The organism is Nocardioides antri, from assembly GCF_008373765.1.
In the GTDB taxonomy this organism is placed as follows: Bacteria; Actinomycetota; Actinomycetes; order Propionibacteriales; family Nocardioidaceae; genus Nocardioides; species Nocardioides antri.
This window is the reverse complement of the sequence record NZ_VUJW01000001.1, coordinates 116,959-138,923: the sequence shown is the minus strand read 5'-3', so window position 1 is coordinate 138,923 and position 21,965 is coordinate 116,959. Positions and strand designations below refer to the sequence as shown.

Below are 21,965 nucleotides of genomic sequence, written 5' to 3'. Positions count from 1 at the left end.
GGCTGCATCCAGCCGACGTGATCCGCGTCGGCGGCACCGGACTCCGTACCCGACCGCTCCGGGCAGTCCTGTCAGCCCTTGGAATTGCCATCGGGATCGCCGCCATGACCTCGGTGGTAGGAATCTCTAGCTCGAGCCAGGCTCAGCTCAGCGCACTGCTCGACCGGCTAGGGACCAACATGCTGACCGTGACCCCGGGTCAGACCCTGTTCGGCGAGGACGCCTCCCTTCCCAAGCAATCGGTCGGAATGATCGCGCGCATCGACTCCGTCGAGACCGTCAGCGCGACCGGCACCGTCAGCGACACCACCGTGCGCCGCACCGACCTGATTCCTGCCATCGAGACAGGCGGAATCTCGGTGCAGGCAGCCGAGCTCGATCTGCTGGAGACGCTGGAAGCAGACCTGGCAAGCGGCACCTGGCTCAACGACGCGACCGCCCGCTACCCCGCCGTCGTGCTGGGCTCGCTGGCGGCCGAGCGGCTCGGCATCCCGCGCGCCGGCCCGGACGTACAGGTCTGGCTCGGGAACCGCTGGTTCACCGTCGTCGGGATCCTGGACCCCGTGCCGTTGGCTCCCGAGATCAACTCCTCGGCCCTCGTCGGTTCTCCGGTGGCCCAACAGCACCTGGGCTTCGACGGCCATCCCACCAAGATCTACGAACGATCTTCCGACGAGACCGTCGACGCGGTTCGTGACGCCCTCGCCGCCACGGCCAACCCGGAGAACCCCGAGGAGGTCAAGGTCAGCAGACCCTCCGACGCCTTGGCCGCGCGGGAGGCCGCCGACCAGGCCTTCACCGGTCTGCTGGTCGGGCTCGGTGCAGTCGCCCTGCTGGTGGGCGGCATCGGCGTCGCCAACACCATGGTCATCTCGGTGCTCGAGCGCCGCGGTGAGATCGGGCTTCGTCGCGCTCTAGGCGCGACCAAGGGCCAGATCAGGACCCAGTTCCTCGCGGAGTCGATCCTCCTTTCGGTCCTCGGAGGCGTAGCCGGAGCCCTGCTGGGTGCAATGGTCACCACGGTCTACGCGCAATCACGCGGCTGGCCCACCGTCATACCCCTTTGGGTGCTGGCCGGCAGCATCGTCGCAACTGTCGTGATCGGCGCGGTCGCAGGGCTCTATCCCTCGGCGCGCGCAGCCCGGCTCAGCCCCACCGCCGCCCTCAGCTCGCCCTGACTCGGTGGAGAGAGCTGGAGGCGTCGACCAGGCCCGACGCGCGTGGCGCCGTACAGCCATAACGCATTCCTATGCCAGCCCCAGCGGCGCAACCCGGACGCAGGCAACCCCGTCTAGGAACCGCAACCGAAACCTGAAATGAGGAGATTGAAATGTTGCGAAAATCAATGGGAACGGCGGCTTGTGTCGGCGCTCTCCTGGCCGCGGCGTCACCTGCCGCCATGGCAGACACCGCAGAGTTCAAGGACGTCCGCGGGGAGGCGCGGACAGGTATGGACATCCACGACGTCCGGCTCGCCCATACCGACCGCGCCTTGATCGTGAAGACGGCACACGACGACGTGCGCCCCACCCTCCGGTCCGGAGGATCCATCGCCGTATTCGTTGACGTCGATCCGCACCGGCGAGGCCCGGAGTACGCATTCGTCGCCGGCACGACGCGGGGCAGCGACTTCGGGCTGGTGGAGACAGACGGATGGAGGCTCGGCGACGCGGTCCGGCACGCCGACACCTCCCTCTCGATCGATTACGAGAACGAGCGGGTCAGGGTGCGGATCGCGCGGTCATCGATCGGCGACCCCGACGAAGTGCGACTCGCTGTCGTGGCTCAAGGCACCCGGCGCAACGGAGAACTGGAGTCGGACTGGCTGCGAACCATTCGACACATGACCAGATGGGTGACGTCGGGCTGAGCCCACCAGAGCCGGCATGTCGAGAACTGGGTCCGAGTCACTGACCGGGCCCAGTTCTACGCGTGCCCTCCCGCGGCCCGACAGACGTCCTTCCGACCTCACACTCACCTCACGACGCCGTCGTGAGAATGGGCGAATGCACCGAGAAGACCAGCGCTCGAGACACAGCCCAACTGTCGACGCAGGTCATTTGTCCCCGATGGCAATCAGTTCCGGTGGCGACGACGCCGATCAGGCAGGCACCATCTGTTCGCCGTCCACGCGGGTGGACTGCACCGCTGAAGAGATTCGAGCGTTCGTGCAACTCATTGCGAGCGGATCCTTCACAGCCGCAGCGCAGGCGTCCCACATCTCGCAACCGGGACTGTCCGCGCGGATCGCTCGTCTGGAGAGAGCACTTGAATGCCAGCTGGTGGACCGCTCACACCGGCCAGTGACGCTGACGCCGTCCGGTCAGATCTTCCACGCGCACGCCGTCGGGGTCCTGCGTGCGCTGGAGCGGGCGGCCGCGGCGGCTCGTGGGGTGCGGGACCGCAGTGTCGCCGGCAGGTCGTCGGTCCACGAGGACGGACGCCGGGGCATCTCTCCCTAGGACGTGGCCACGGGCATCTCCAGGATCCTCCCGCGACGCAGAAGTCCCATCGAGGTCTCTCCCAACAGTGGCAACCCTGGCTCGAGTCGCTCAGGATGGCCCCATGCGAGCCGCGCCGCCATGGGTTGCTGAGTTCTATGACCGGAAATCTGCGGCTGCCGGGCCGTCCGGGATCCTGGCTCATCACCACGAGCGGGCGCAGGCAATCGCGCGGTTCGGCGGGGTCACCTCTGGCCGCGTGCTCGAACTCGGATCGGGGGCAGGCGGGTCGGCCGTGGCCACCGCGCTCGCCGGATACCAGGTGACCTGTGTGGAGCTCAGCGAAGTCCGCACTGGGTACGCCCGACAACTCGCTTCCGAGCATCCGGCAGCTCGCCTCGAGATTGTTCAGGGCGACTTCATGACCGTGGAGCTGCAGGATCGGTTTGAGGCAGTGGTGATCTGGAACGGTTTCGGGGTCGGTTCGGACGAGGATCAGCGCGCCTTGTTGGACCGGATTGCCGGTGAGTGGCTCGCGGCGGATGGCGTGGTCGTGCTCGACGTCTTCAACCCCGCAGGATGGATCCTCGACGCCGGGCAGGAAGTCGTCGATGAGGAGACCGGGCTGCGGCAGCGGGTCGACTTCGACGGGATCCTCAATCGTCTACTGGACTCCTGGTGGTTCGACGGCCCGAATGGTGAGCCGACCACACAATCCGTCCGCTGTTACAGTCCGGTGGACCTCGAGCTGCTACTGCAGGGAGGGCCCCTGCGCATCTCGGCTCTCGAGCTCGACGGACGCCCCTTGGCGGGCGACCAGGGGCTGGTCACCGGAGCGTTGGGTCGCGCATGGGGATACCGGGCCCGCATCGCGCCTCGCAGCGCCCAAGAAGAAGCGCGCCATGACATGCGAGCGCCGAGGTCGCAGGATTGAACAGGTCTACAAGGAACCGGGGTGCGAGGCGGTCGGCCGAACGCAGGACGAATCCGATGGGCCAGGTGAGGACCGCCGCGACGCCGCCCGTCAGTCGCCCACGACGCCTGGCCGAGACCCGCGGCGGGAGCGCCGCAAACAGGGTCCCGAGGGCGGGTAGTGGGCGGATGAAGATCTTGGGGTCGTCGATCAGGCCCTGATCATCGACGCGCAGCAGGACTTGGGCCTCGAGTTCCACGCCGAACCTCACGATGAGGATGGACTGATTGCAACCATCCGGCGTCGTAACTGCCTCGTCCGATTTGTCGACGCCGCGGCGGTCGAAAAGTAGCCTTCAAAGATGACCCAGGGCCCGATGCCACCTGGCTGGTACCCCAATCCGTCCGGTCCTGGCACGCGATACTGGGATGGCACCTCCTGGACCCACGAGTACGGTCCCCCAGAGGTTCCCGGATCGCCGTCAGGGCCATCGAAGTCGGCGCAGCCAAGGGCATCGGACTCGCGGCCGTTCCTCGACCAGTCGTGGTGGACCCAGAGCAGGGTGATGGTGATTGGGGCTGCCGCGCTTGTCCTCATCGGAATGGCAGGTAGCGCGATCGCCATCGGCATGTCGATGTCTGGAATGACAGGAAGCGGAGGCAACGATGCGGAGGCCGACCCGGGACCGCCGTGTCCCGACGAGGTAGTGGACATGATCTTCGACGTAGCCGCTAGCAAGGGGTGGAGGCCTGACGCCGATTACGACACGGGCTGCTGCGAGATCATCAGACAGGTCGCGGAGCATCTGCCTCGGCATGAGGGAAGTAGTGGCCCGGCAACCGAGGATCAGATCTTGGCGTCGACCGAACCGAATGGATCGCTGAGGGTGACCATCGAAAGCTGGACAAACGGCCATCCCGATGCGCTGGATGCCGTCGTTGACTGCCGCGACTACCTGGTCGCAGTCGGGGTGGATTAGCCCGGAGCACGTACGAAACCCGCGCTGACGCCGACCGGCTACTACCGCACGGACTGCGTGGTACTGCCGTGAAGCGGGCGGCCGGAATGCTGGCCGGGTGTGGTGGTCGCTGTCCGGGTGGTCGACCACCCTGGCAGTGACAACAACGCCGTGGCAGTTGCACGGTCGGGCCACTGTCCGGCGGTTGTGGCCACTACCCGTGGCGTCAGAGGCCGGCGACTCGCTCGGCACTTCAACGCCCGCGAACGCCGCCCTGCATGCGCACGCTAGTTCCGCCCGGCGTGCGCTCGCTGCCGCCGATCCGCTGGCAGCCAGGTTCGCTCCGTGGCTCATGATGGCGGGGTGTCCACGCCCGAGATCGACGTGTTCGGTGAGCAGGTAGCCGGCGTTCTGACGCGCATCCTCGGGGCCGACCTGGTCGGCGTGTACTTCGTCGGGTCCGTTGCCCTCGGCGGGTACGTCCCTGGCGAGAGCGACGTCGACATAGCCGCTGTATCGAGCTCAGCGCTGGGGGACGCGCAGAAGCAGAGCGTCGCGTCAGCCATCGTCGACGTCAGCGGAGCCTGTCCGGCACGCGGCGTGGAGTTCACCCTCTATCGCCGCGATGCCGCTGCCTCACCGCCCACGGGTGCCGACTTCGAGCTGAACGTCAGCGGCGGCCCGCGCATGCCCACAGATATCCACCTGGACGCCGGCGCGGAGCCGGGGTTCTGGTACGTGCTGGACCGTGCCATCGCGCACCGCTCGGGCGTCGCCATCAGTGGGCCTCCGGCGAGGACCATCTTCGTCGACGTCCCCCGCGCGCGCCTGCTGGAAGCCATGTACGAGTCGATGGTGTGGCACCGCGCTCACGAGAACGCGACTCTGTACTCGGTGCTGAACGCCTGCAGGGCATGGAGGTTCGTGGAGGAGGACGTCCTCGGGTCGAAGCTGGAAGGCGCCTCCTGGGCACGTGACCGTTGGTCCGAGTCGGACGTGATCGACGCGGCAGTCGCACTTCGTCGCGGTGAGGACGCGTCGCTGGATGAAGCAGCTGTCGGTGCACTCCTCTCGACCGTGACCAAGCGCCTGCTTGAAGCCCGGCTGCGGTGATCGCGGTAGCGGAAGTGCGTGGCCATTTGGCGCGCGACAGCCGAGGTCGTACGACCGTGCCGGGCAGGCCGAGCACCTCCGCGATCTCCCGTGGCTCCAGCCTTTCCCACAGGTGCAACTGCAGGTTCTCCTCGTCGCGGGCGCTCAGCCGGGCCATCGCCGCGGTCACGTCGGCGCGGTGCACGACCTCGTCGGCGAGGTCCTCGACGGCGCGCGCCAGCTGGACCCGGAGCCGCTCGCGCGAACCCCAGCACCGCGTCGAAGTGCGCGGTACAGGTGTCGGAACTTCTCCTCCTGTGCATCCAGGTGGCCCATGCCCCTCCCATGTCGGACTCAGCGCCGATCGTTGCACGGCCCTGTCATGTCCGAGTCATGACGCCCGTCACCTCGCTCATGCCGACAGGCTGGGTCAATCTCGTTCCAAGGCAGACAGCCATCACCCGGCCACGTGCCGGACCCGAGACAGCGAAGGAGTGGCGGGAATGAGTGAGTCCCTGACCCTGGCGGCCGACGACGTCGCACCCGGACACAGGCCGCTGGTGGGGCATTGGCCGGGTCTGCTGGGCCTGGCAGCGGCGACGTTCCAGCTCTTGACCGGCGTCTCCACCGAGTCGGTCGCCATCACCGTGACAGTTGCCGCCAGCTGCTACCTGGCGGCAGCTGCCCTGGGGCAGCCGTGGATCGCCTGGGCGAGCATCCTGGGTGCGTCACTGGTGGTCACCGCCAGTGAGGTGGCCGGCTTCACCTGGTGGCAAGGCCTTGCCGCCTTGGGGGTCATCTTGGTGGTCATCGGTCTGGTGCGCCGCGCTCCAGCGCCGGCCATCACCGCCCAGGGGATCCAGATGGTCGGGTTCGGTGGTTGCGCGGTGCTCGCGCTCTTCATCTCACCCAACCTCGGCATGGCCCTCGCCGGGATCGCGCTGGCCGGTCACGCTGCGTGGGACTACGTCCACTGGCGCCGCAACGACGTGGTCCCGCGGTCCATGGCGGAGTTCTGCATCCTCCTCGACGTCCCGTTCGGGGTCGCCGCGATCGTGCTCGCGATCGTCGGCTGAGCTTTGGGGTCATCGACGGGCGGGCGGTCTCTCGACGTCCGGCGCGATCCGACGGTGTGAATACTGGGGCGACATTGTGCCGATCGATCGAGTCCAGGTGCCGGGATGGATGACGAGCCTCGCCGCGACAACTTGCTGACCGCCGGCAGAGCGGAAGAGCCGTCGATGGGGGCGAGTGCCGACGTTGCCCGCAAGGTCGTGCTGGCCGTGTTCTGGGCGAACCTGCCCTGGGCGATCTGGTTGCCGTGGGAGCTAACGGACCGGCAGGCTCCCCCGGTTGACGCAGCGCTCGCAGTGGCTCTGCTGCTGGCGGCCTTAGCACTCGCCGCGGTCATGTGGGCCGCTGTCACGCCGTGGACGACCCAGCGCACGATCAGTGTGCTGGTGCTCGTGAGCATGGCTGCGGTCGTGCTGCTGTGGTGGCCGCTGACCACCCGGGCCGAGCCCGGAGAGGCCCCGTGGTCCTGGCTGGCGGGCATCGTCGCCGGCTCGGTCGCCTTGGCGGTTCCCTGGCGCGTCGGTGCCGCGCTCGCGGTGTCGCTGGCCGGCGCCGCCGCGCTGGCCGCAGAGGTGACGGACGAGCCCCTGCTGACTCATCTGTTTCCCCTCGTCGCCGCGGCCGCTCTGGTGTTGATCTTCATGCTGGCGATGGTGTGGCTGCTGCGGTTGCTCGTTGCCGCGGAGCACGCACGTCGTACGGAATCGAGGGCGGTCCTCCTGGAGGAGCGATTGCGGGTCGCGCGCGAGATCCATGACGCGGTCGGTCACCAGATGGCCGTGATCGCGTTGAAGGCCGAGCTCGCCGGCCGGTTCGCAGACAGCGACGTCGCCCGGACCCGCGCCGAGACCGAGGCGATCCGAGAGCTCACCCGCACCACCCTCCTCGAGGTGCGCCGCGCCGTGCACGGTGACACGGTCGCCGACATCGAGACCCAGCTGCAGACGGCATCCGCGGTGCTCACCTCGGCCGGGATCGATGTCGACGTCGCGATGCCGGCGTACGCGATCACCGGCTCGGAGTCGCAACTTCTCGCGGCCGTGGTGCGCGAGGCGGTCACCAACATCCTGCGGCATGCCGATGCCAGGCGGGTCGAGATCGCATTCCCCCAGTCGGGCGACAGGCGTGCCATGGTCATCAGCAACGATGTCCGGGCCACAGGACGCGGCGACGATCGCAGCGGTGGTACTGGACTGCAGGGTCTGGCGGCCAGGTGCGTCGCGATGGGAGCACGGCTCGAAGTGAGCCCGGATCCCGGAACGTTCAGTCTCACCGTCCACCTGCCACACCCGCCCGCGCTTGGTGACTAGAGTCGCGAGCGTGATTCGCGTCCTGTTGGCCGAAGACGAGGAGCTCATCCGCACCGCCCTCGAATCCCTCCTCGCGCAGGAACCGGACGTCACCATCGTCGCCAGCGTCGCCGACGGAGCAGCTGCGGTCGAGGCGGCGATGCGCCACCGCCCCGACGTCGCAGTCATCGACCTACAGATGCCTGGACGTCTGGACGGGATCGGCGTCGTCACCGAGCTCGATCGTGTGCTCCCGGATTGTGCGGCCGTGATCCTCACGGGGCACGGCAGTCCGGTGACCCTGCGCCGCGCGTTGGCTTCCGGTGCTCGCGGGTTCCTGGCCAAGGGCGCACCGGGCACCGCGCTGGCCGACGTCGTACGTCGAGTCCACGCGGGCAGCCGCTACGTGGACCCGGTACTCGCGGCAGACGCACTGACAGCTCCACCGTCACCACTGACCCCCCGGGAAGCCGAGATCCTGGCCCGGGCCGACGTCGACCGTCCCGCCCGTGCGGTGGCGCGCGAGCTGTTCCTGAGCGTGGGAACGGTTCGCAATGCCCTGTCGAGCGCCACGCAGAAGCTGGGCGCTGACTCCCGACGAGAAGCACTCGAGGTCGCCCGCGCCAACGGGTGGATCTGAGGGCGGGCAACGAGCTGCGGCACGGCGCGTCCGCCCGAGCGGACTTCACCGTCGTTCCGGTCAGGCGTCGCGACGGAGGACGTAGTCGAGGACGACGATCCCGGCCTCCGGCGGGGAGTGCTCCGCCACCTGTCATCGCCTCGACGTGTCACCGACGCCTTCGTGTCGGCACTGAGCTGAGTGCGATCATCGAAGCATGGGGTCCTGCTGGTCGCTGGTGACGGCGCTCGTGGTGTGCCTTGCCCTCCTGTCCACGGCATGCAGCCCGCCGTCCTCCCCACCGACACGCGACGCCGCGCCGAGCGGCGATGTCTCGAGCGCGTCCACTCCGCCGTATGAGCCGGGGTCGCCCGCGTGGGCGTCGAAGGTCACCGCGCGGACCCGCCAGGTCATCCGGACGGTGTCCAGTGACCGCTGGTGCGCACGGGTCTACTGCACGACCACCCAGGCATGGGAACGACGTCACGGGACCTGGGTGATGGTGCGGGAGTTCGGCTCCACGATCGGTCCGAACGGCTGGGGCAAGCGCCGCCAGGACGACGGCAGAACCCCCGTCGGGGTGTACCGGATCAAGGTCACCTTCTCGACCACGCCCGGAAACCCCGGCAGGATGCCGTGGCGCCGCCGGCTTCCCACCTCGACCGTCACGGACGAGGACGGCCCGCTCTACAACACCTGGATCGAGGAGCCCGGACGCACCGACGGGGACCGCCCGTCCATGCGGTGGGGGTTCGTCGTCGACTACAACCACGTCCGGCTGCGCCCCGGTGTGGGACCGGCCCCGGTGCCGGACGCGGGCAGCGGGATCTTCTACCACACCTCACGGCCGGGCCACCGGTGGGAACCGAGCGAGGGGTGCACCCGGCTGGAGGATCCGAGGGACATGCGCTGGCTGTTGGGCTGGCTACGGCCGGGAGCCCATCCCCGCGTGGTCCAGAACCTGTGATCGCCCGCGCGTGCCAGCGCGTCGCGGACCGGCCGCCGGGGACCGTGGGCATGCCAACCCCCGCGCGAATTGCTGAGCGCGGGGGTGGAGCGGCATCTGCGTGAGTTGCTCGCGCATCTGGCGATTACCCGAATCAATAGAGACCACCCGCGGTCACGCAGCAGGCCTCACGGCGTAGTGGCTCGTGATCGCGATGCGGTTGAACGTGTTGATGGTGATCGCGACCCATGCCACGGCAGCGGCCTGCGCGGCGGTGAGCGGCGACGAAGCGGTGCCCACCGCATCGGGGGCCGGCGCATCAGCGATGCGGGTCACCTGCTCGGCCAGGGCAAGCGCGTCGCGCTCGATCTCGGAGAAGTACGACGTCTCCCGCCAGGCGGGTAGTACCGCGAGGCGCTCCGGCGTCTCGTTCTTCGCCAGCGCGTCGTTGGTGTGAGCCCGCAGGCAGAAGGCGCAACCGTTCAGCTGCGAGACGCGGATCCTGACGAGCTCCACGAGCCGCCCCGAGAGACCTGCATCGAGAGCGGCGGCCTCGGCCTGCTCGGCCATCGCGATGGCGGCCTTGTACAGATCGGGCTCATGGGTGGTGATGTTCGTGCGGAATGACGGCATTCTCGGTTCCTTCCGATGCGGCCTGCATGAGGCGCGGTGACTGACTGACATCGGCAACGCTGACTGAGCCACGCCCCGCCACCCAAGCGGATGGGACGAAATGGCGACGATCGTCCTACGGCGATCAGCGTCGCGTCGAGGGCTCGAGCAGGCCTTCCGCGGCGAACCGGACCAAGGCCGAGACGAAGGGCTCGTCGATCGGTTGCCTGGTGACGAGCAGGCGGTGGTGGACCGCGCCGTACAGGGCGTCGACCACGGTGGCGATGTCGATGTCCTGCCGCACCTGGCCCCGCTTCTGCCCGCGGAGCAGGATGGCGAAGAACTCGCGCCGACGCCCGCGGATCAAGGTTGCCCGGAAGGTGTGCGCCAGCTCCTCGTCGTGGATCGCATCCGCGATCAAGCCCGCGACCGTCGACGCAGCGCCGCCGAAGTCGAGGCAGAACGCCAGCTTCAACAGATAGGTACGAAGATCGGCGAGGGCGTCGCCGGAGTCGGAGACCGCGGTCAGCCGGTCGGTCTTGTCGGTGAAGGCCTCGAGGACGAGCGCCTGGCGCGACGGCCAGTGGCGGTAGATCGTCGACCTGCTCACCCCGGACGCACGAGCCACCGCGTCGATCGTCACCGAGGAGTACGACGACCGGTCGATCAGGTCGACGGTCGCCCGGATGACCTTCTGCTTCGTCTCGGCGACGGACGGCTGGTCCTGCTCGATGACCATGACCCCGCCCTTCCGTGCACCGCCCGACGAACATGGCGAAGCGTTCCGACCGGAGTCAATGCTAGGAGGTCGGGCGGTGGAAGAGGCGGAGCACGCGCCCGCGCCCCGCCCCTATGACTCCGACCCCGCTCACTCCGCGGTGACCGGGTCGATGACGGTCGACACCTTGCTGATCACGTTGGCCGGGAAGCCGCCGTTCTGGGCGTGCTCCAGGACGGTCGCCTCGTTGTCCGCCACGTAGACGCAGTAGATCTTGTCGGTGGTGACGTAGCTGTGCAGCCACTGGACCCGGGGGCCCATCTGGGCGAGGACGGCGTTTGACTTTCCGGAGATCGCGTGCAGCTCGTCGGCCGACAGCTGACCGGCTCCGGGGAGCTCTCGTTCGATCACGTACTTGGGCATTGCTGGCTCCTTCATCGGTGGGTGGTGGAGCACCAACGTAAGGACGGCACAGCGTGCCCGGCATCGGGCGCTGTGCCCATCTGCCTGGCGGGTCAGCCGTGGGCATTTGTGCCCATCAGGCCGCTGTCGTAGGCGAAGGCGGTCACCCCGGAGCGCGAGGTGACGCCCACCTTGCCGAAGATGTTCGACACGTGGCGGGCCACGGTCTTCTGGCTCAGCACCAGCTTCTCGGCGATCGCGCGGTTGCTGTCCCCGGCTGCGATCAGCCGGACGACCTCGACCTCGCGAGCGGTCAGCCCCTTCGGCAGTCCCCCGCGGGCCGCGACGACGCCGAGCCGCGCGAAGCACGCCTTCGCTGCCGATCTCTCGCGCGTCGCTGCGTCCGCGTCGCCGAGTGCCCGGTAGGCGTCGGCCAGCAGCAGGCGCGTGCGCGCCGCGTCGTACGGCGCATCGAGCTCCTGCCAGGTGTTGAACGCCATCCGCAGCGGCCCCATCGCCTCGACCGCCCGCCCCTGGGCGAGAAGCACCGCGCCACGGCAGCGGTTGCCCTCGGCACCGAGTCCGGCACTGTCGAAGGCGACCGCCGCGTCGGCTACCTCCTGCGCCGAGGCCTCCGCGAGCGCGACGTCCCCGGCCGCCAGCGCGATCTCGGTCTGCGCTGCGTGCAGGGGCGCCCGCTCGAGCCGGCTGCCTCCCGCAGGGGCAAGGGCAGCCGCGATGGATGCGGTCGCCGCCTCGATCCGGCCCTGCGCGAGCCGGAGCAGCGCGAGTCCCGGTTGCGGATCCCGCCCGAACTCGTGGGCCTCGTTGTAGGCCGTCTCGGCGCCGGCGAGGTCACCCCGCAGCCGACGTAGCTCCCCGATCTCGTAGTGGGCGTCCGCCACTGCCCAGACGTCGACACCAACCATGTCCCGGCACGCGCCCTGTGCCTCCTCCTCCGCCTGCCTCCACTCGCCGCGCGTCTGCAGGACCTGCGCGCGGTGGACCCGGCAGATGCCCGGGTAGAGCGAGGTCAGCGGCAACGGCTCGCACCAGCGGCGGGTCGCCTCGGTCCACTCGAACGCCCGGCGCAGGTCGCGCAGCTCATGACAAGCGTCCATCAGCCCGCAGTAGATCGCGCCGGCCCACAGCGGCGCGAGCTGGTCGGACAGGGCGGCAACCATCGCCTCGTCGAGCAGTGCGAGCCCCTCGCGGACCCGGGCTTGCTTGATGCGCGCGCGCCCCTCGTAGTAGACGCCGAGACAGGCGAGCGTGGGGTCGGCGAACCGCCGACCGAGATCCTGCATCCGGCGCGCGGACTCCACTGCCGCGTCGAGGTCGCTGCCCATCAGCGCCGCGATCCGCAGGTACAGCGCGTAGCCGTGCTCGACCCCCTCCGGGACGGCCTCGAGCAGCCGGGAGCAACGGCCCAGCCACCCTTCGCTCTGCGCCGCCTCTCCTACCAGCCGGTTGGAGATGGCCAACAGCAACGAGGAACGCGCTGCGCCTCGGTCGTTGCCGGCGGCGAGGTGCTGCCGATAGGCGTCGGCGTACAGCCGGATCGCTTCGTCCATGCGGCCCAGCCACCACGCCGACTCGGCGAGCCGCTCGGTGTCGTCGGCAGTCCGACGGCCGAGAGCGGCGTACAGGTCGTAGGCAGCCTGCCAGTCGCGGCGTCCCGCCGCCCGCGCTGCCTGCTCTCGCGTCACACCGACCCCTTGTGCCGATGCGATTATCCCACCGAGTGCGCCGCCAGCCACTCGTCGTACGTCTGGGCGAGGATCGTGGCACCGTCACCGGGCAGCAGCCCGCCGTCGGCCACCTGTCGGCCGGCCTTGCCGGGGAGGGGTACGGCGACGACCTTGGTGCGCTTGCCGCGATGGCCCAGCAGGCGGCGGGCGAGGTCGGGGATCTGGTGCTGCTCGGGGCCGGCCACGTCGGGGGCCAGGCCGAGCGGCTCACCGACCGCCACAGCGACGAGGTGGTCCGCCATCTGGCGGGCGGCGACCGGCTGGCTGAGCATGTCCGGGACGAGGGCGACCGGGCCGCGGGAGCGCTCGAGCATCTGCCCGGCGAACTCGTGGAACTGGGTGGCGCGGACGATCGTCCACGGCACCGGGCCGGAGCGGACGAGCTCCTCCTGGCGGCGCTTGCCGAGGTAGTACGGCAGGTCGACACGGTCGCAGCCGACGATCGAGACCGCGACGTGGTGGCGGACGCCGGCCCGCTCCCCCGCGGCGAGTAGGTGGCCGGTGGCGGCGTCGAAGAACGCGATCGCCGGCTTGGCGCGCAGCGCGACCACGTTGCTGGCGTCGATGACGGCGTCGACACCGGCGAGGGCCTCGTCGAGACCCTCGCCGGTGGTGAGGTCGACACCCTGCGATCGGGCGATGACGCGCGGCGTGAGGTCGCGGCGTCGTACGGCGTCGACGACCTGCCTTCCGAGGGCGCCGGTTCCGCCGGCGACGGCGATGGTGGTCACCGGTCCAGGTTAAGCGGCGAGGTTGTCGGTGGCTTTCCCTACCGTTCTTCGAGGCTCGACCGTTCATTGCCCGACCTGCTTGGGTAGAACTCGGCGAGGCCCGTAGTCCGACGACGAGCGAGGTGCGCAGATGACCAGCACGACCGAGGGGAGAGCGGGCTGGGACCCGTCCACCCTGCAGAGCAGGTACGACGTGGTGCGGACCTACACCGAGACGCTGGCCGCGCCACTGTCTCCTGAGGACCAGACCGTCCAGTCGATGCCGGACGTCTCTCCCACCAAGTGGCACCGGGCCCACGTGACCTGGTTCTTCGAGACGTTCGTGCTGGCCGACAACGAGCCGGGGTTCGCGCCGTTCCAGGACAAGTACTGGTTCCTCTTCAACAGCTACTACGAAGGCATCGGCCCGCGCTACAGCCGTCCCGACCGGGGCCTGATCAGCCGGCCGGGCGCGCACGACGTCGGCGTCTACCGCAGCAACGTCGACGACCGCATGCGCGACCTGCTCACCACGCTCGACGAGGGGACGCTGACCAAGCTCGCGGCCACGATCGAGCTGGGCTTCCACCACGAGCAGCAGCACCAGGAGCTGCTGCTGATGGACATCAAGCACGTCCTCTCCCGCAACCCGCTGCAGCCGGCCTACGCCGGCACCCCCTCGCCCACAGCGGAGACCGACCAGCTCGGCTGGGTCGAGGTCGACGGCGGCCTGGTCGAGGTGGGGCACGAGGGTGACGGGTTCTGCTTCGACAACGAGCTCCCCCGCCACGAGCAGTGGCTGCGGCCGTTCCGGATCGCCGACCGGCTGGTGACCAACGGCGAGTGGCTGGAGTTCATCGCCGACGGCGGCTACCGGCGCCACGAGCTGTGGCTGTCGGACGGCTGGGCGAAGATCCAGACCGAGCACTGGCAGGCGCCGTTCTACTGGACCGAGGTCGACGGCGTCTGGTTCGAGCACACCCTGCACGGCACCTTCCCGGTCAACCCGGGCCTGCCGGTGAGCCACGTGTCCTTCTACGAAGCCGAGGCCTACGCCACGTGGGCCGGCAAGCGACTGCCCAGCGAGGCGGAGTGGGAGCACGCCGCGCGGGTCACCGGCTCGACCACCGACAGGGTCACCGGCAACCTCGCCAACACCACCAGCTGGCACCCCGAGGCCGCCGGGCAGTCGACCGGCGGCCTGCGGCAGATGTTCGGCGACTGCTGGGAGTGGACGTCCTCGGCCTACCACCCCTACCCCGGCTTCCGCCCACCCGCAGGCGCCATCGGTGAGTACAACGGGAAGTTCATGAGCAACCAGATGGTCCTGCGCGGTGGGTGCGCGCTGACCCCGGCCGGCCACGCGCGGGCGTCGTACCGCAACTTCTTCCCCCACCAGTCCCGCTGGGCGCTCTCGGGCGTCCGCCTCGCCGACGACGGAGCCACCGCGTGAACGCCCCCAGGATCGACGTCCTGCTCCAGAGCAACTGGGCGGCCGCAGGGCTCGTGGAGGACGTACGCCGCGGGCTCGGCTCCCAGCCCCGCACGCTGCCGCCCAAGTGGCTCTACGACGACGCCGGCTCCCGTCTCTTCGACGAGATCACTCGGCTTCCGGAGTACTACCCCACCGAGTGCGAGCGCACGATCCTGCGCGAGGCCGCCGGCGACATCGCCGCCACGTCCCGCGCCACCACGGTGGTCGAGCTCGGCTCCGGGACCAGTGACAAGACCCGGCTCCTCCTCGACGCCTTCGCCGACGCCGGTCGCCTCGACCGGTTCGTCCCCGTCGACGTCTCCGAGGAGACACTGCGCGAGGCCGCCGACATGCTCGCGGCGCGCTATCCCGCGACCTCGGTCGAGGCCGTGGTCGGCGACTTCACCCTCCACCTCGGCCACCTCGCCCGCTACTCCCCCAAGCTGGTCGCGTTCCTCGGCGGCACCATCGGCAACCTCTACGTCGAGGAGCGTGGCGCGTTCCTCGGCGCGCTCGCCGACTCCATGGAAGCCGGCGACGAGCTGCTCCTCGGCACCGACCTGGTCAAGGACGCCGACCGCCTCATCACTGCCTACGACGACCCCGGCGGCGTCACCGAGGCGTTCGTGAAGAACAGCCTCCACGTCCTCAACCGCGAGCTCGACGCCGACTTCGACGTCGACGCCTTCTCCTACGTCCCGTTCTGGGATCGCCGCATGCAGCGCATGGACCTGCGGCTGCGGGCCGAGATGCCCCAGCACGTCACCATCCCCGGCGCGGACCTCGACCTCGACCTGTTCTCCGGCGAGGAGATCCGCGTCGAGATCTCCACCAAGTTCACCGAGGAGAGGCTCCGCGAGGAGCTCGAGGCCGTCGGGCTCGAGATCCAGCGGATCTGGACCGACCCGACGGCGAGCTTCGCCGTGACGCTGGCACGGAGGACCTAGGGCACGTCGTCGCCCCGCCAGGTGACGCCCTCACGGATGACCCGGGCCGGGCAGCCGCCGACCGCGGTCTGCGGCGGCACCTTCTGTCCCCGCACCATCGCCCGTGACCCCACGACGGCGCCGTCGCCGATGTCGCAGTGCCCGGTGACGACCGCCTCGCGGCCGAGCCAGACGTGGCGCCCGAGACGGATGTGCGCGCCGTACGGGTTGATGCGGGCGCCGGTCTCGGCGTCCTCCAGCCGGTGCATGTCGTCGGTGGCGAGGTAGACGTTGGCCGCCCACAGCTGGTCCGGCTCGGCCACGATCGACCCGCCGTTGCGGGCGTCCACGATGGCGCACCGGGTGGCCACGACGTCGGCGTTGAGCACGACGGTGGAGTACGCGCCGCAGAAGATCTCGGTCGCGGTGAACGCACTGCGCGGGCCGAGGAAGACCGTCGCGCCGTCACCGCCGACGAGGAGCGACACGACGTTGTTGCACGGGCTCGCCGCGACCACCACCACGTCGGAGAACGGGTAGTAGGCCAGGGTGTCGATGAGCTCGGGCGGCAGGTCGGCGGGGTCGACGTCGTCGGCGAGGTAGAGCGCGTTGCCCTGCTCGTGCCACCAGTCGGGAAGCGGGTCGGTCACCAGGCGCAGCGAGGTGGACGCGAGGACGTCCGCGTCGACCCCCACGCCGGTCAGTCGGACGCGGTGCTCGTCGGTGAGCGCCGCCGCGAGGGTCCACGGCATGGCGGACAGTGTGCACCACGGTCGTGCGGAACTGGGTCGAGGGACCGCAGTGCGTGCCCGATGAATAGCCAGTTTCTGTCGATATCCCCCGCGCAGGTAGCACGTTCAACGGGCATGACGCCTCTCCGTTCGCGCCGCGCCGCGGTCGCGGTCGCTCTCGCCGGCCTGATGAGCATCACCGCGTTCGCCAGTCTCGGGCCGAGCGCCGCCACCCCGGGGGCTGCTCCCGCTCAGCCCACACCCGTCCTCCCCTTCCTCGGTGACCCGGTGGACGGGCCGTCCGACTTCGTTCCCGACGGCACGCTCGCGCCGACGCAGGCCCAGCGCGACGCGGCCGCCGCGATCGGGGTCTCCTCGATCTCCTGGAACGCGCTCGGCACACCGTCCTCGCTCCTCCCGGACGACGGCTTGCTCGCCGACACGGGCGTGAGCGACCCCGAGGCGGCCGCGCGCACCTGGCTCGCCGACAACACCGCGGTGCTGGGCCTCTCCGCCGCCCAGGTGACCGACCTGGAGCTGGTGAGCGTGCAGAAGCTCGCCCAGAGCAGCGCCCGCGCCGTGCTCTTCCAGCAGAGGTACGACGGCCTCGCTCCCGCTCTCCGCGGCCTGGTCACCGTCGGAGTCAACGACGGGAAGGTGCGCTACGTCTCCTCGTCGCTGAGCAGGGACACCTCGCTGGACAGCGTCGCACCGGAGGACACCGAGGAGAACGGCGTCGACGCCTGGCTCGCGGCCGCGGCGGATCTCGGCATCGCGCCCACCGGAGCCGACCTCGCGGGCATCGTCAGCAACACCGGCGGCGGCTGGACCCGGCTGAGCGTCCCCGGCTTCGCCCAGCAGCAGCAGGTCCGGCTGCGTGCGCTGCCCACGGCGGACGGCGTCGTGCCGGTCTTCGAGGCCAACGTCGTCAACGTCCACGGTGGCGCGGTCACCGCGTTCACCTCACTGGTCGATGCGGACGGCAACGTCCTGGCCCGGCACAACAAGGTCAAGCACCACCAGGGCGTGTTCACGTTCAGCGGCGCGATCACCCCCACGAAGTGCGGACCCAAGCACCCGTTCGAGCTGCCCGACGGTCTCACGAGGACGATCAACGTGCTCGTCTCCGGAGCGCCGAGCGACGACTTCGTCGTCAAGCTGTTCAACCCCGGTGGCTCCCTGATCGCGAGCGAGGACCTGGCGACCAACCCCGAGGTCCTGACCTACACAGCCGAGCGCATCCCCTCCGGCACCTACACCACCCAGGTATGTCCCTTCACCCCAGACAGTGTCGTCGTCGGGTCCTACAACGCGCAGGTGTTCACCAGCGACACCGCGGTCACCCCGCCCGGCACCGACGTGAACCCGCGGTGGACGTTCTTCACCGGCATCCCGAAGTTCTCGTCGACGCTCGACGAGTCGGTGCCCACCAACGTCTCGACCCTGTGCTGGACCGACGACGCCGGCTGCGACGACACCCTCAAGAACATCGCCGCAGTGGGCCCCTGGGACCAGCTCGTCGCCTCCGGCGGAGCGTCGCACACGACGCTCGGCAACAACGCGATCACCCACGAGGCGTGGCTGAGCCCGCTGACGCCGGGCGGCCTGGCGCAGGCGCCGTACTCCGCGACGCGTGACTACCCGGGCGTCGACTTCACCGACGCCTGGAACAACTCGGCGTGCGACCCGACCCAGCTGGTGCCGGGTGGCAACGACATCAACTTCGTGGTCGGCAACCTCTTCGCCTCCCACAACCGGATGCACGACTGGTCCTACTACCTCGGCTTCACCGAGGAGAACTACAACCTGCAGACCGAGAACATGGGTCGCGGCGGCGCCCCAGGCGACCCTGAGATCGGCAACGTGCAGGCGGCCGCGATCGACAGCCACGTCATCGACCCCTCCGGTGAGGTGACGGGCCGCAACAACGCCAACCAGGTCACGCTCCAGGACGGGGTGCCCGGCATCACCAACCAGTACCTCTTCCAGCCCCTGGCCGGCGCGTTCTACGCGCCGTGCACCGACGGCTCGCTGGACATGGGCATCGTCGGCCACGAGTACACCCACGCGATCAGCAACCGGATGGTCGCCGGACCGGACCAGGACCTCACCTCCGAGCAGGCCGGCGCGATGGGCGAGTCGTGGAGCGACCTCGACGCCGGCGAGTACCTGTTCGCACACAACTACAACAACGGCGGCAACCCCTGGGCTGTCGGTGCCTACGCCACCGGCAACACCGATGTTGCCATCCGGAACTTCGCCATCAACAGGAACCCGCTGAACTACTCCGACTACGGATTCGACCACTTCGGCGCGGAGGTGCACTCCGACGGCGAGATCTGGAACGGGACCCAGTGGTCGGTCCGGAAGGCGCTGGTCAACAAGTACAACGAGCGGTTCCCGGCGAGCAATGCGGCTCTGCAGCGCCGGTGTGCTGACGCCACGGCGGGCGCCAGCCCGCGGGCGCCTCGGTTCTGCCCCGGCAACCGGCGCTGGATCCAGCTGGTGTTCGACTCGTTCCTGCTCCAGGCCGACGGGGCGACCAGCATGCTCGGGATGCGGGACGCGATGCTGGCGGCCGACCTCCTGCGGTTCAACGGCGCCAACCAGGCCGTGATGTGGCGCGCGTTCGCCCAGCGGGGCATGGGCGCCAACGCGTCCGCCACCGACGGCGACGACGTCGACCCGGTACCGGGCTTCGCGTCGCCGAAGGAGCCGGAGGTCACGGTCACCTTCGACGCGCCGGCGGGCGGCAAGGTCTACATCGGGCGGTTCGAGGCGCGGGTCACCCCCATCGCCGACACCATCGCTCGCACCGCGCGGGCCAACGTCGTGAGGATGGTGCCGGGCCGCTACGAGGTGCTCTTCGTGTCGCCGACGCGCGGGTTCCGCCGGATTCCGCTGAACCTCGCGCGCACGACGACGAGGAAGACGGTCACGATCAAGCTCGGCAGGAACCTCGCTTCCAGCGATCTCGGCGCGTCGGTCATCTCCGCGACGGACGGGTCGGTGAACACCGAGGACCTCATCGACGGCACCGAGAGGACCAACTGGGGCGCGGTCACCGACGGCCCGGTGGACGCGAGCCACCCCTCGATCGCCGTCGACCTCGTCGGCGGCGTGCAGACCGTGCGGACCGTGGGCGTCAGCGCGCTCCTGCGGCCCGAGAGCGAGGAGGACCCGAACGCGGTGTCGCGGTTCACCGCCCTCCGGCAGTTCCGGCTCGAGAGGTGCACGTCGGCATGCCGGACCTCGGGTGCCGTCTGGAAGAGGTTCTACACCTCACCCCGTGCGGCCTTCCCGGCCGCGCGCCCGCGCCCGGTCGCGCCCGACCTCACGATGCGGTTCTTCGACGTGCCGGACAGCCCGGCCGCCGCGGTCCGGCTGGTGGTGCTGGAGAACCAGTGCTCCGGGTTCGCCGGGTTCGCAGGCGAGCTGGACAACGACCCGGTGACCACGACCGACTGCAAGGCCGGGTCCGATCGCGACGAGATCGTCCACGTGTCCGAGCTGCAGGTGTACGCCAGCCCCCAGGACCGGGGCTGAGGCCGGGAGGACAGCAGGAGAACAGCCGGGGTCGGTCGACGTCAGTCGTCGAGTGGCCCCGGCTGGCCCTGGGCGGCGAGCAGCAGCGCGAGCTTGCGCTTGGGCACTCCCCCGAACTTCTCCCGGACCCGCAGCACGTGGTGCCGCGCGGTCTGGACGGAGATGTGGAGCTCGTCGGCGATCTCCTGGGCCGTCAGCCCCCACGCCGCGAGCTGTGCGACCTCGCGCTCGCGCGGTGTGAGCCCCGCTGACGGCGCGCCGTGCTGGCTGGCCGGGATCCGCGGCGTCGCCGAGCCGCGGTGCAGGGTCCGGTCGCGGAGCACGCGGGCGAGAGCCCGCTCGGAGCCGGCCGCGGTGAAGAGCTCGAGCGCGCGACGCCGCAGCGCGTTGCCCTCGGCGACGGTCGATGCCAGCCGAGCGGCGGCGTGCAGGAGCTGGCCGGCGGTGTGCGGTTCGGGAAATGCGGCGAAGGTCTCGGCTGCGCTGACCAGCCCGGGAGCGCCCGGCGGCCCGGCGACGAGTCCCTCCACCGCCTGCCGCATCGCGACGCCCCGGGGATAGTCCGGCCACAGCTCGGCGACCCGGTCGAGCCAGTCCTCGGCCAGCCGCGGGTCGTGGAGGGCGATCGTGAGCAGCAGATCCTCCCATCCCATCCGGATGTTGAGCCGACCCGCCTGCTGGAGCGCGGCGGTCAGGTCGCGGAACGGCGTGGGCTCGCGACGCGCCTGCCGGATCATGCCTTGCACGGACTGGGCCAGCCAGCGCATCTGGTGGTCGAACTGCAGCCGCGGGACCGCCCCGTCCACCCGGGTGGTGGTCGGCTGCCGCTGGGTCTCGAGGTCGAGCGCGGACAGGACCACCGCAGCGACCGCCGACGCCCCGCGGCCGGGACGGGAGAGGGCGGACTCGGCCCGGCGACGGGCGACCACGGCATCGCCGCTGCGCCAGGCGACCAGGGCGAGCGCCTCGTCGTACCTGGCGCCCCACCCGGCGCCGTGTGCCAGCGAGCGGCCCTCCCCGAGCACGCGTACGGCGTCGGCGTACTCGCCGTGCGCGAACAGGGTCAGCCCCCAGTTGTACTGGTTGATCGCGCCGATCTCGGCGGTGAACGGGTCCGTGCTCGCCGGGAGCGCCATCGTCGCCATCCGCCAGTGGTCCAGCGCCTCCACCATGCCGAGGTAGGCCTCGGCGCCGGCGAGCCGGCCGGCACAGAACGCGATCGCCCACGGGTCGTCGAGCGCCCTGGCCAGCGCCAGTCCCTCCTGTCCGACCCGGAGCCGGTGCTCGGCACCGAGCATGGACTCCGTCGGCCAGCTCATCTGACCGAGCGCGACGGCACGGCCGCGGTCGTCTCCGGCGATCGTGAACTCGTCGAGCGCCTGGGTGAGGAACTGCCCGCGCTCCCCGGGCATCGACCCACGGCCCCGGTGGAACAGCAGCGCCCCGCGAGCGCGCGGGGTGGTCACCTCGGTGATCAGCCGGTCGAAGAACGCGCTGCCCTCGGCGACCTCCGACGACCAGTTGCGGATCGCCATCGACAGCTCGCCGATCGCGACCCGGTCACCGTCGTGGGCCGGGCCGACCGGCAGCCCGGCGGCACCCTCGACCAGCAGCGACTGCGCTCGGTCGGTGTCACCGCGCAGACCCGCGATCTCAGCGTCGTGCAGCAGCTCGCGGACGCCCGCGGACACACTGTCGGCGAACGACGCCGGCGACGGCTGTGACGAGATGCGGCGGCTGCCGCTCCGCGGGTGACCCACGAC

General features: G+C 70.0%; 20 protein-coding genes. 13 read left to right on the top strand and 7 right to left on the bottom strand.

Translation table 11 applies throughout. From position 1 onward, the window contains the following. Positions 1–17: 17 nt before the first annotated feature. The 10 genes from F0U47_RS00645 to F0U47_RS00600 all read left to right on the top strand — a co-directional run bounded on the left by F0U47_RS00645 (position 18) and on the right by F0U47_RS00600 (position 9,353). Positions 18–1,178, top strand: a complete 1,161-nt coding sequence (locus tag F0U47_RS00645; protein ID WP_281290952.1) for an ABC transporter permease — start codon at positions 18–20, stop codon at positions 1,176–1,178. A gap of 221 nt (positions 1,179–1,399) precedes the next feature. Continuing rightward, a complete protein-coding gene (locus tag F0U47_RS00640) occupies positions 1,400–1,870 on the top strand; it encodes a hypothetical protein (protein WP_149748386.1) in 471 nt (156 codons plus the stop codon). A 16-nt stretch (positions 1,871–1,886) separates the two neighbouring features. After that, complete coding sequence (locus F0U47_RS21965) at positions 1,887–2,462, top strand: LysR family transcriptional regulator (RefSeq protein WP_149748385.1); 576 nt, start codon at positions 1,887–1,889, stop codon at positions 2,460–2,462. A 103-nt stretch (positions 2,463–2,565) separates the two neighbouring features. Next, positions 2,566–3,375, top strand: a complete 810-nt coding sequence (locus F0U47_RS00630; protein ID WP_149748384.1) for an SAM-dependent methyltransferase — start codon at positions 2,566–2,568, stop codon at positions 3,373–3,375. A gap of 340 nt (positions 3,376–3,715) precedes the next feature. Further along, positions 3,716–4,333: a DUF2510 domain-containing protein gene (locus F0U47_RS00625; RefSeq protein WP_149748383.1), complete on the top strand. Its 618-nt coding sequence runs from the start codon at positions 3,716–3,718 to the stop codon at positions 4,331–4,333. Between the two features lie 342 nt (positions 4,334–4,675). Next, a complete protein-coding gene (locus F0U47_RS00620; RefSeq protein WP_149748382.1) occupies positions 4,676–5,425 on the top strand; it encodes an aminoglycoside adenylyltransferase domain-containing protein in 750 nt (249 codons plus the stop codon). Positions 5,426–5,907: 482 nt separating this feature from the next. Next, the gene (locus F0U47_RS00615; RefSeq protein ID WP_149748381.1) at positions 5,908–6,480 is read left to right on the top strand and encodes a hypothetical protein; all 573 of its coding nucleotides are present in this window, start codon (positions 5,908–5,910) and stop codon (positions 6,478–6,480) included. 105 nt (positions 6,481–6,585) lie between these two features. After that, entirely contained in the window at positions 6,586–7,788 is a 1,203-nt protein-coding gene (locus F0U47_RS00610) for a sensor histidine kinase (RefSeq protein ID WP_149748380.1), read from the top strand. Positions 7,789–7,798: 10 nt separating this feature from the next. Next, positions 7,799–8,407, top strand: a complete 609-nt coding sequence (locus F0U47_RS00605; protein WP_149748379.1) for a response regulator transcription factor — start codon at positions 7,799–7,801, stop codon at positions 8,405–8,407. A gap of 196 nt (positions 8,408–8,603) precedes the next feature. Further along, on the top strand, positions 8,604–9,353 hold the full coding sequence (locus tag F0U47_RS00600) for a L,D-transpeptidase family protein (RefSeq protein WP_149748378.1): 750 nt from the start codon (positions 8,604–8,606) through the stop codon (positions 9,351–9,353). A gap of 153 nt (positions 9,354–9,506) precedes the next feature. Here the strand turns inward: F0U47_RS00600 and F0U47_RS00595 are convergent, their stop codons facing one another. The 5 genes from F0U47_RS00595 to F0U47_RS00575 all read right to left on the bottom strand — a co-directional run bounded on the left by F0U47_RS00595 (position 9,507) and on the right by F0U47_RS00575 (position 13,546). Next, the gene (locus F0U47_RS00595; RefSeq protein ID WP_149748377.1) at positions 9,507–9,965 is read right to left on the bottom strand and encodes a carboxymuconolactone decarboxylase family protein; all 459 of its coding nucleotides are present in this window, start codon (positions 9,963–9,965) and stop codon (positions 9,507–9,509) included. 124 nt (positions 9,966–10,089) lie between these two features. Beyond that, entirely contained in the window at positions 10,090–10,683 is a 594-nt protein-coding gene (locus F0U47_RS00590; RefSeq protein WP_149748376.1) for a TetR/AcrR family transcriptional regulator, read from the bottom strand. A gap of 129 nt (positions 10,684–10,812) precedes the next feature. Next, positions 10,813–11,085 carry a DUF4242 domain-containing protein gene (locus tag F0U47_RS00585; RefSeq protein WP_149748375.1) on the bottom strand — a complete coding sequence of 91 codons (273 nt, stop codon included), beginning with the start codon at positions 11,083–11,085 and terminating at the stop codon, positions 10,813–10,815. Positions 11,086–11,177: 92 nt separating this feature from the next. Then, on the bottom strand, positions 11,178–12,773 hold the full coding sequence (locus F0U47_RS00580) for a LuxR family transcriptional regulator (RefSeq protein ID WP_149748374.1): 1,596 nt from the start codon (positions 12,771–12,773) through the stop codon (positions 11,178–11,180). Between the two features lie 23 nt (positions 12,774–12,796). Beyond that, on the bottom strand, positions 12,797–13,546 hold the full coding sequence (locus F0U47_RS00575) for an SDR family oxidoreductase (RefSeq protein ID WP_188111110.1): 750 nt from the start codon (positions 13,544–13,546) through the stop codon (positions 12,797–12,799). 130 nt (positions 13,547–13,676) lie between these two features. Here F0U47_RS00575 and egtB point away from each other — a divergent pair, with 130 nt between their 5' ends. Both egtB and egtD read left to right on the top strand, forming a co-directional pair. Next, a complete protein-coding gene (gene egtB / locus F0U47_RS00570; RefSeq protein ID WP_149748373.1) occupies positions 13,677–14,978 on the top strand; it encodes an ergothioneine biosynthesis protein EgtB in 1,302 nt (433 codons plus the stop codon). Beyond that, positions 14,975–15,946 carry an L-histidine N(alpha)-methyltransferase gene (gene egtD / locus F0U47_RS00565; RefSeq protein ID WP_246159347.1) on the top strand — a complete coding sequence of 324 codons (972 nt, stop codon included), beginning with the start codon at positions 14,975–14,977 and terminating at the stop codon, positions 15,944–15,946. The genes egtB and egtD overlap by 4 nt, the downstream gene beginning before the upstream one ends. Here the strand turns inward: egtD and F0U47_RS00560 are convergent. Next, positions 15,943–16,677 (bottom strand): acyltransferase, encoded by a 735-nt coding sequence (locus tag F0U47_RS00560; RefSeq protein ID WP_149748372.1) that lies wholly within the window; start codon positions 16,675–16,677, stop codon positions 15,943–15,945. The genes egtD and F0U47_RS00560 overlap by 4 nt on opposite strands. Positions 16,678–16,791: 114 nt before the next feature. Between F0U47_RS00560 and F0U47_RS00555 the strand changes: the two genes are divergently transcribed. Next, complete coding sequence (locus tag F0U47_RS00555; protein WP_149748371.1) at positions 16,792–20,202, top strand: M36 family metallopeptidase; 3,411 nt, start codon at positions 16,792–16,794, stop codon at positions 20,200–20,202. A 41-nt stretch (positions 20,203–20,243) separates the two neighbouring features. Here F0U47_RS00555 and F0U47_RS21760 read toward each other — a convergent pair whose 3' ends face one another. Then, a complete protein-coding gene (locus F0U47_RS21760; protein ID WP_149748370.1) occupies positions 20,244–21,962 on the bottom strand; it encodes a helix-turn-helix transcriptional regulator in 1,719 nt (572 codons plus the stop codon). Positions 21,963–21,965: the final 3 nt, after the last annotated feature.

Bases quoted from the DNA above. Each gene is read 5' to 3' on its own strand.
- F0U47_RS00640 (WP_149748386.1), top strand. From the start codon at position 1,400: ATGGCAGACACCGCAGAGTTCAAGGACGTCCGCGGGGAGGCGCGGACA.
- F0U47_RS21965 (WP_149748385.1), top strand. From the start codon at position 1,887: ATGTCGAGAACTGGGTCCGAGTCACTGACCGGGCCCAGTTCTACGCGT.
- F0U47_RS00630 (WP_149748384.1), top strand. From the start codon at position 2,566: ATGCGAGCCGCGCCGCCATGGGTTGCTGAGTTCTATGACCGGAAATCT.
- F0U47_RS00625 (WP_149748383.1), top strand. From the start codon at position 3,716: ATGACCCAGGGCCCGATGCCACCTGGCTGGTACCCCAATCCGTCCGGT.
- F0U47_RS00615 (WP_149748381.1), top strand. From the start codon at position 5,908: ATGAGTGAGTCCCTGACCCTGGCGGCCGACGACGTCGCACCCGGACAC.
- F0U47_RS00610 (WP_149748380.1), top strand. From the start codon at position 6,586: ATGGATGACGAGCCTCGCCGCGACAACTTGCTGACCGCCGGCAGAGCG.
- F0U47_RS00600 (WP_149748378.1), top strand. From the start codon at position 8,604: ATGGGGTCCTGCTGGTCGCTGGTGACGGCGCTCGTGGTGTGCCTTGCC.
- F0U47_RS00595 (WP_149748377.1), bottom strand. From the start codon at position 9,965: ATGCCGTCATTCCGCACGAACATCACCACCCATGAGCCCGATCTGTAC.
- F0U47_RS00590 (WP_149748376.1), bottom strand. From the start codon at position 10,683: ATGGTCATCGAGCAGGACCAGCCGTCCGTCGCCGAGACGAAGCAGAAG.
- F0U47_RS00585 (WP_149748375.1), bottom strand. From the start codon at position 11,085: ATGCCCAAGTACGTGATCGAACGAGAGCTCCCCGGAGCCGGTCAGCTG.
- egtB (WP_149748373.1), top strand. From the start codon at position 13,677: ATGACCAGCACGACCGAGGGGAGAGCGGGCTGGGACCCGTCCACCCTG.
- F0U47_RS00560 (WP_149748372.1), bottom strand. From the start codon at position 16,677: ATGCCGTGGACCCTCGCGGCGGCGCTCACCGACGAGCACCGCGTCCGA.
- F0U47_RS00555 (WP_149748371.1), top strand. From the start codon at position 16,792: ATGACGCCTCTCCGTTCGCGCCGCGCCGCGGTCGCGGTCGCTCTCGCC.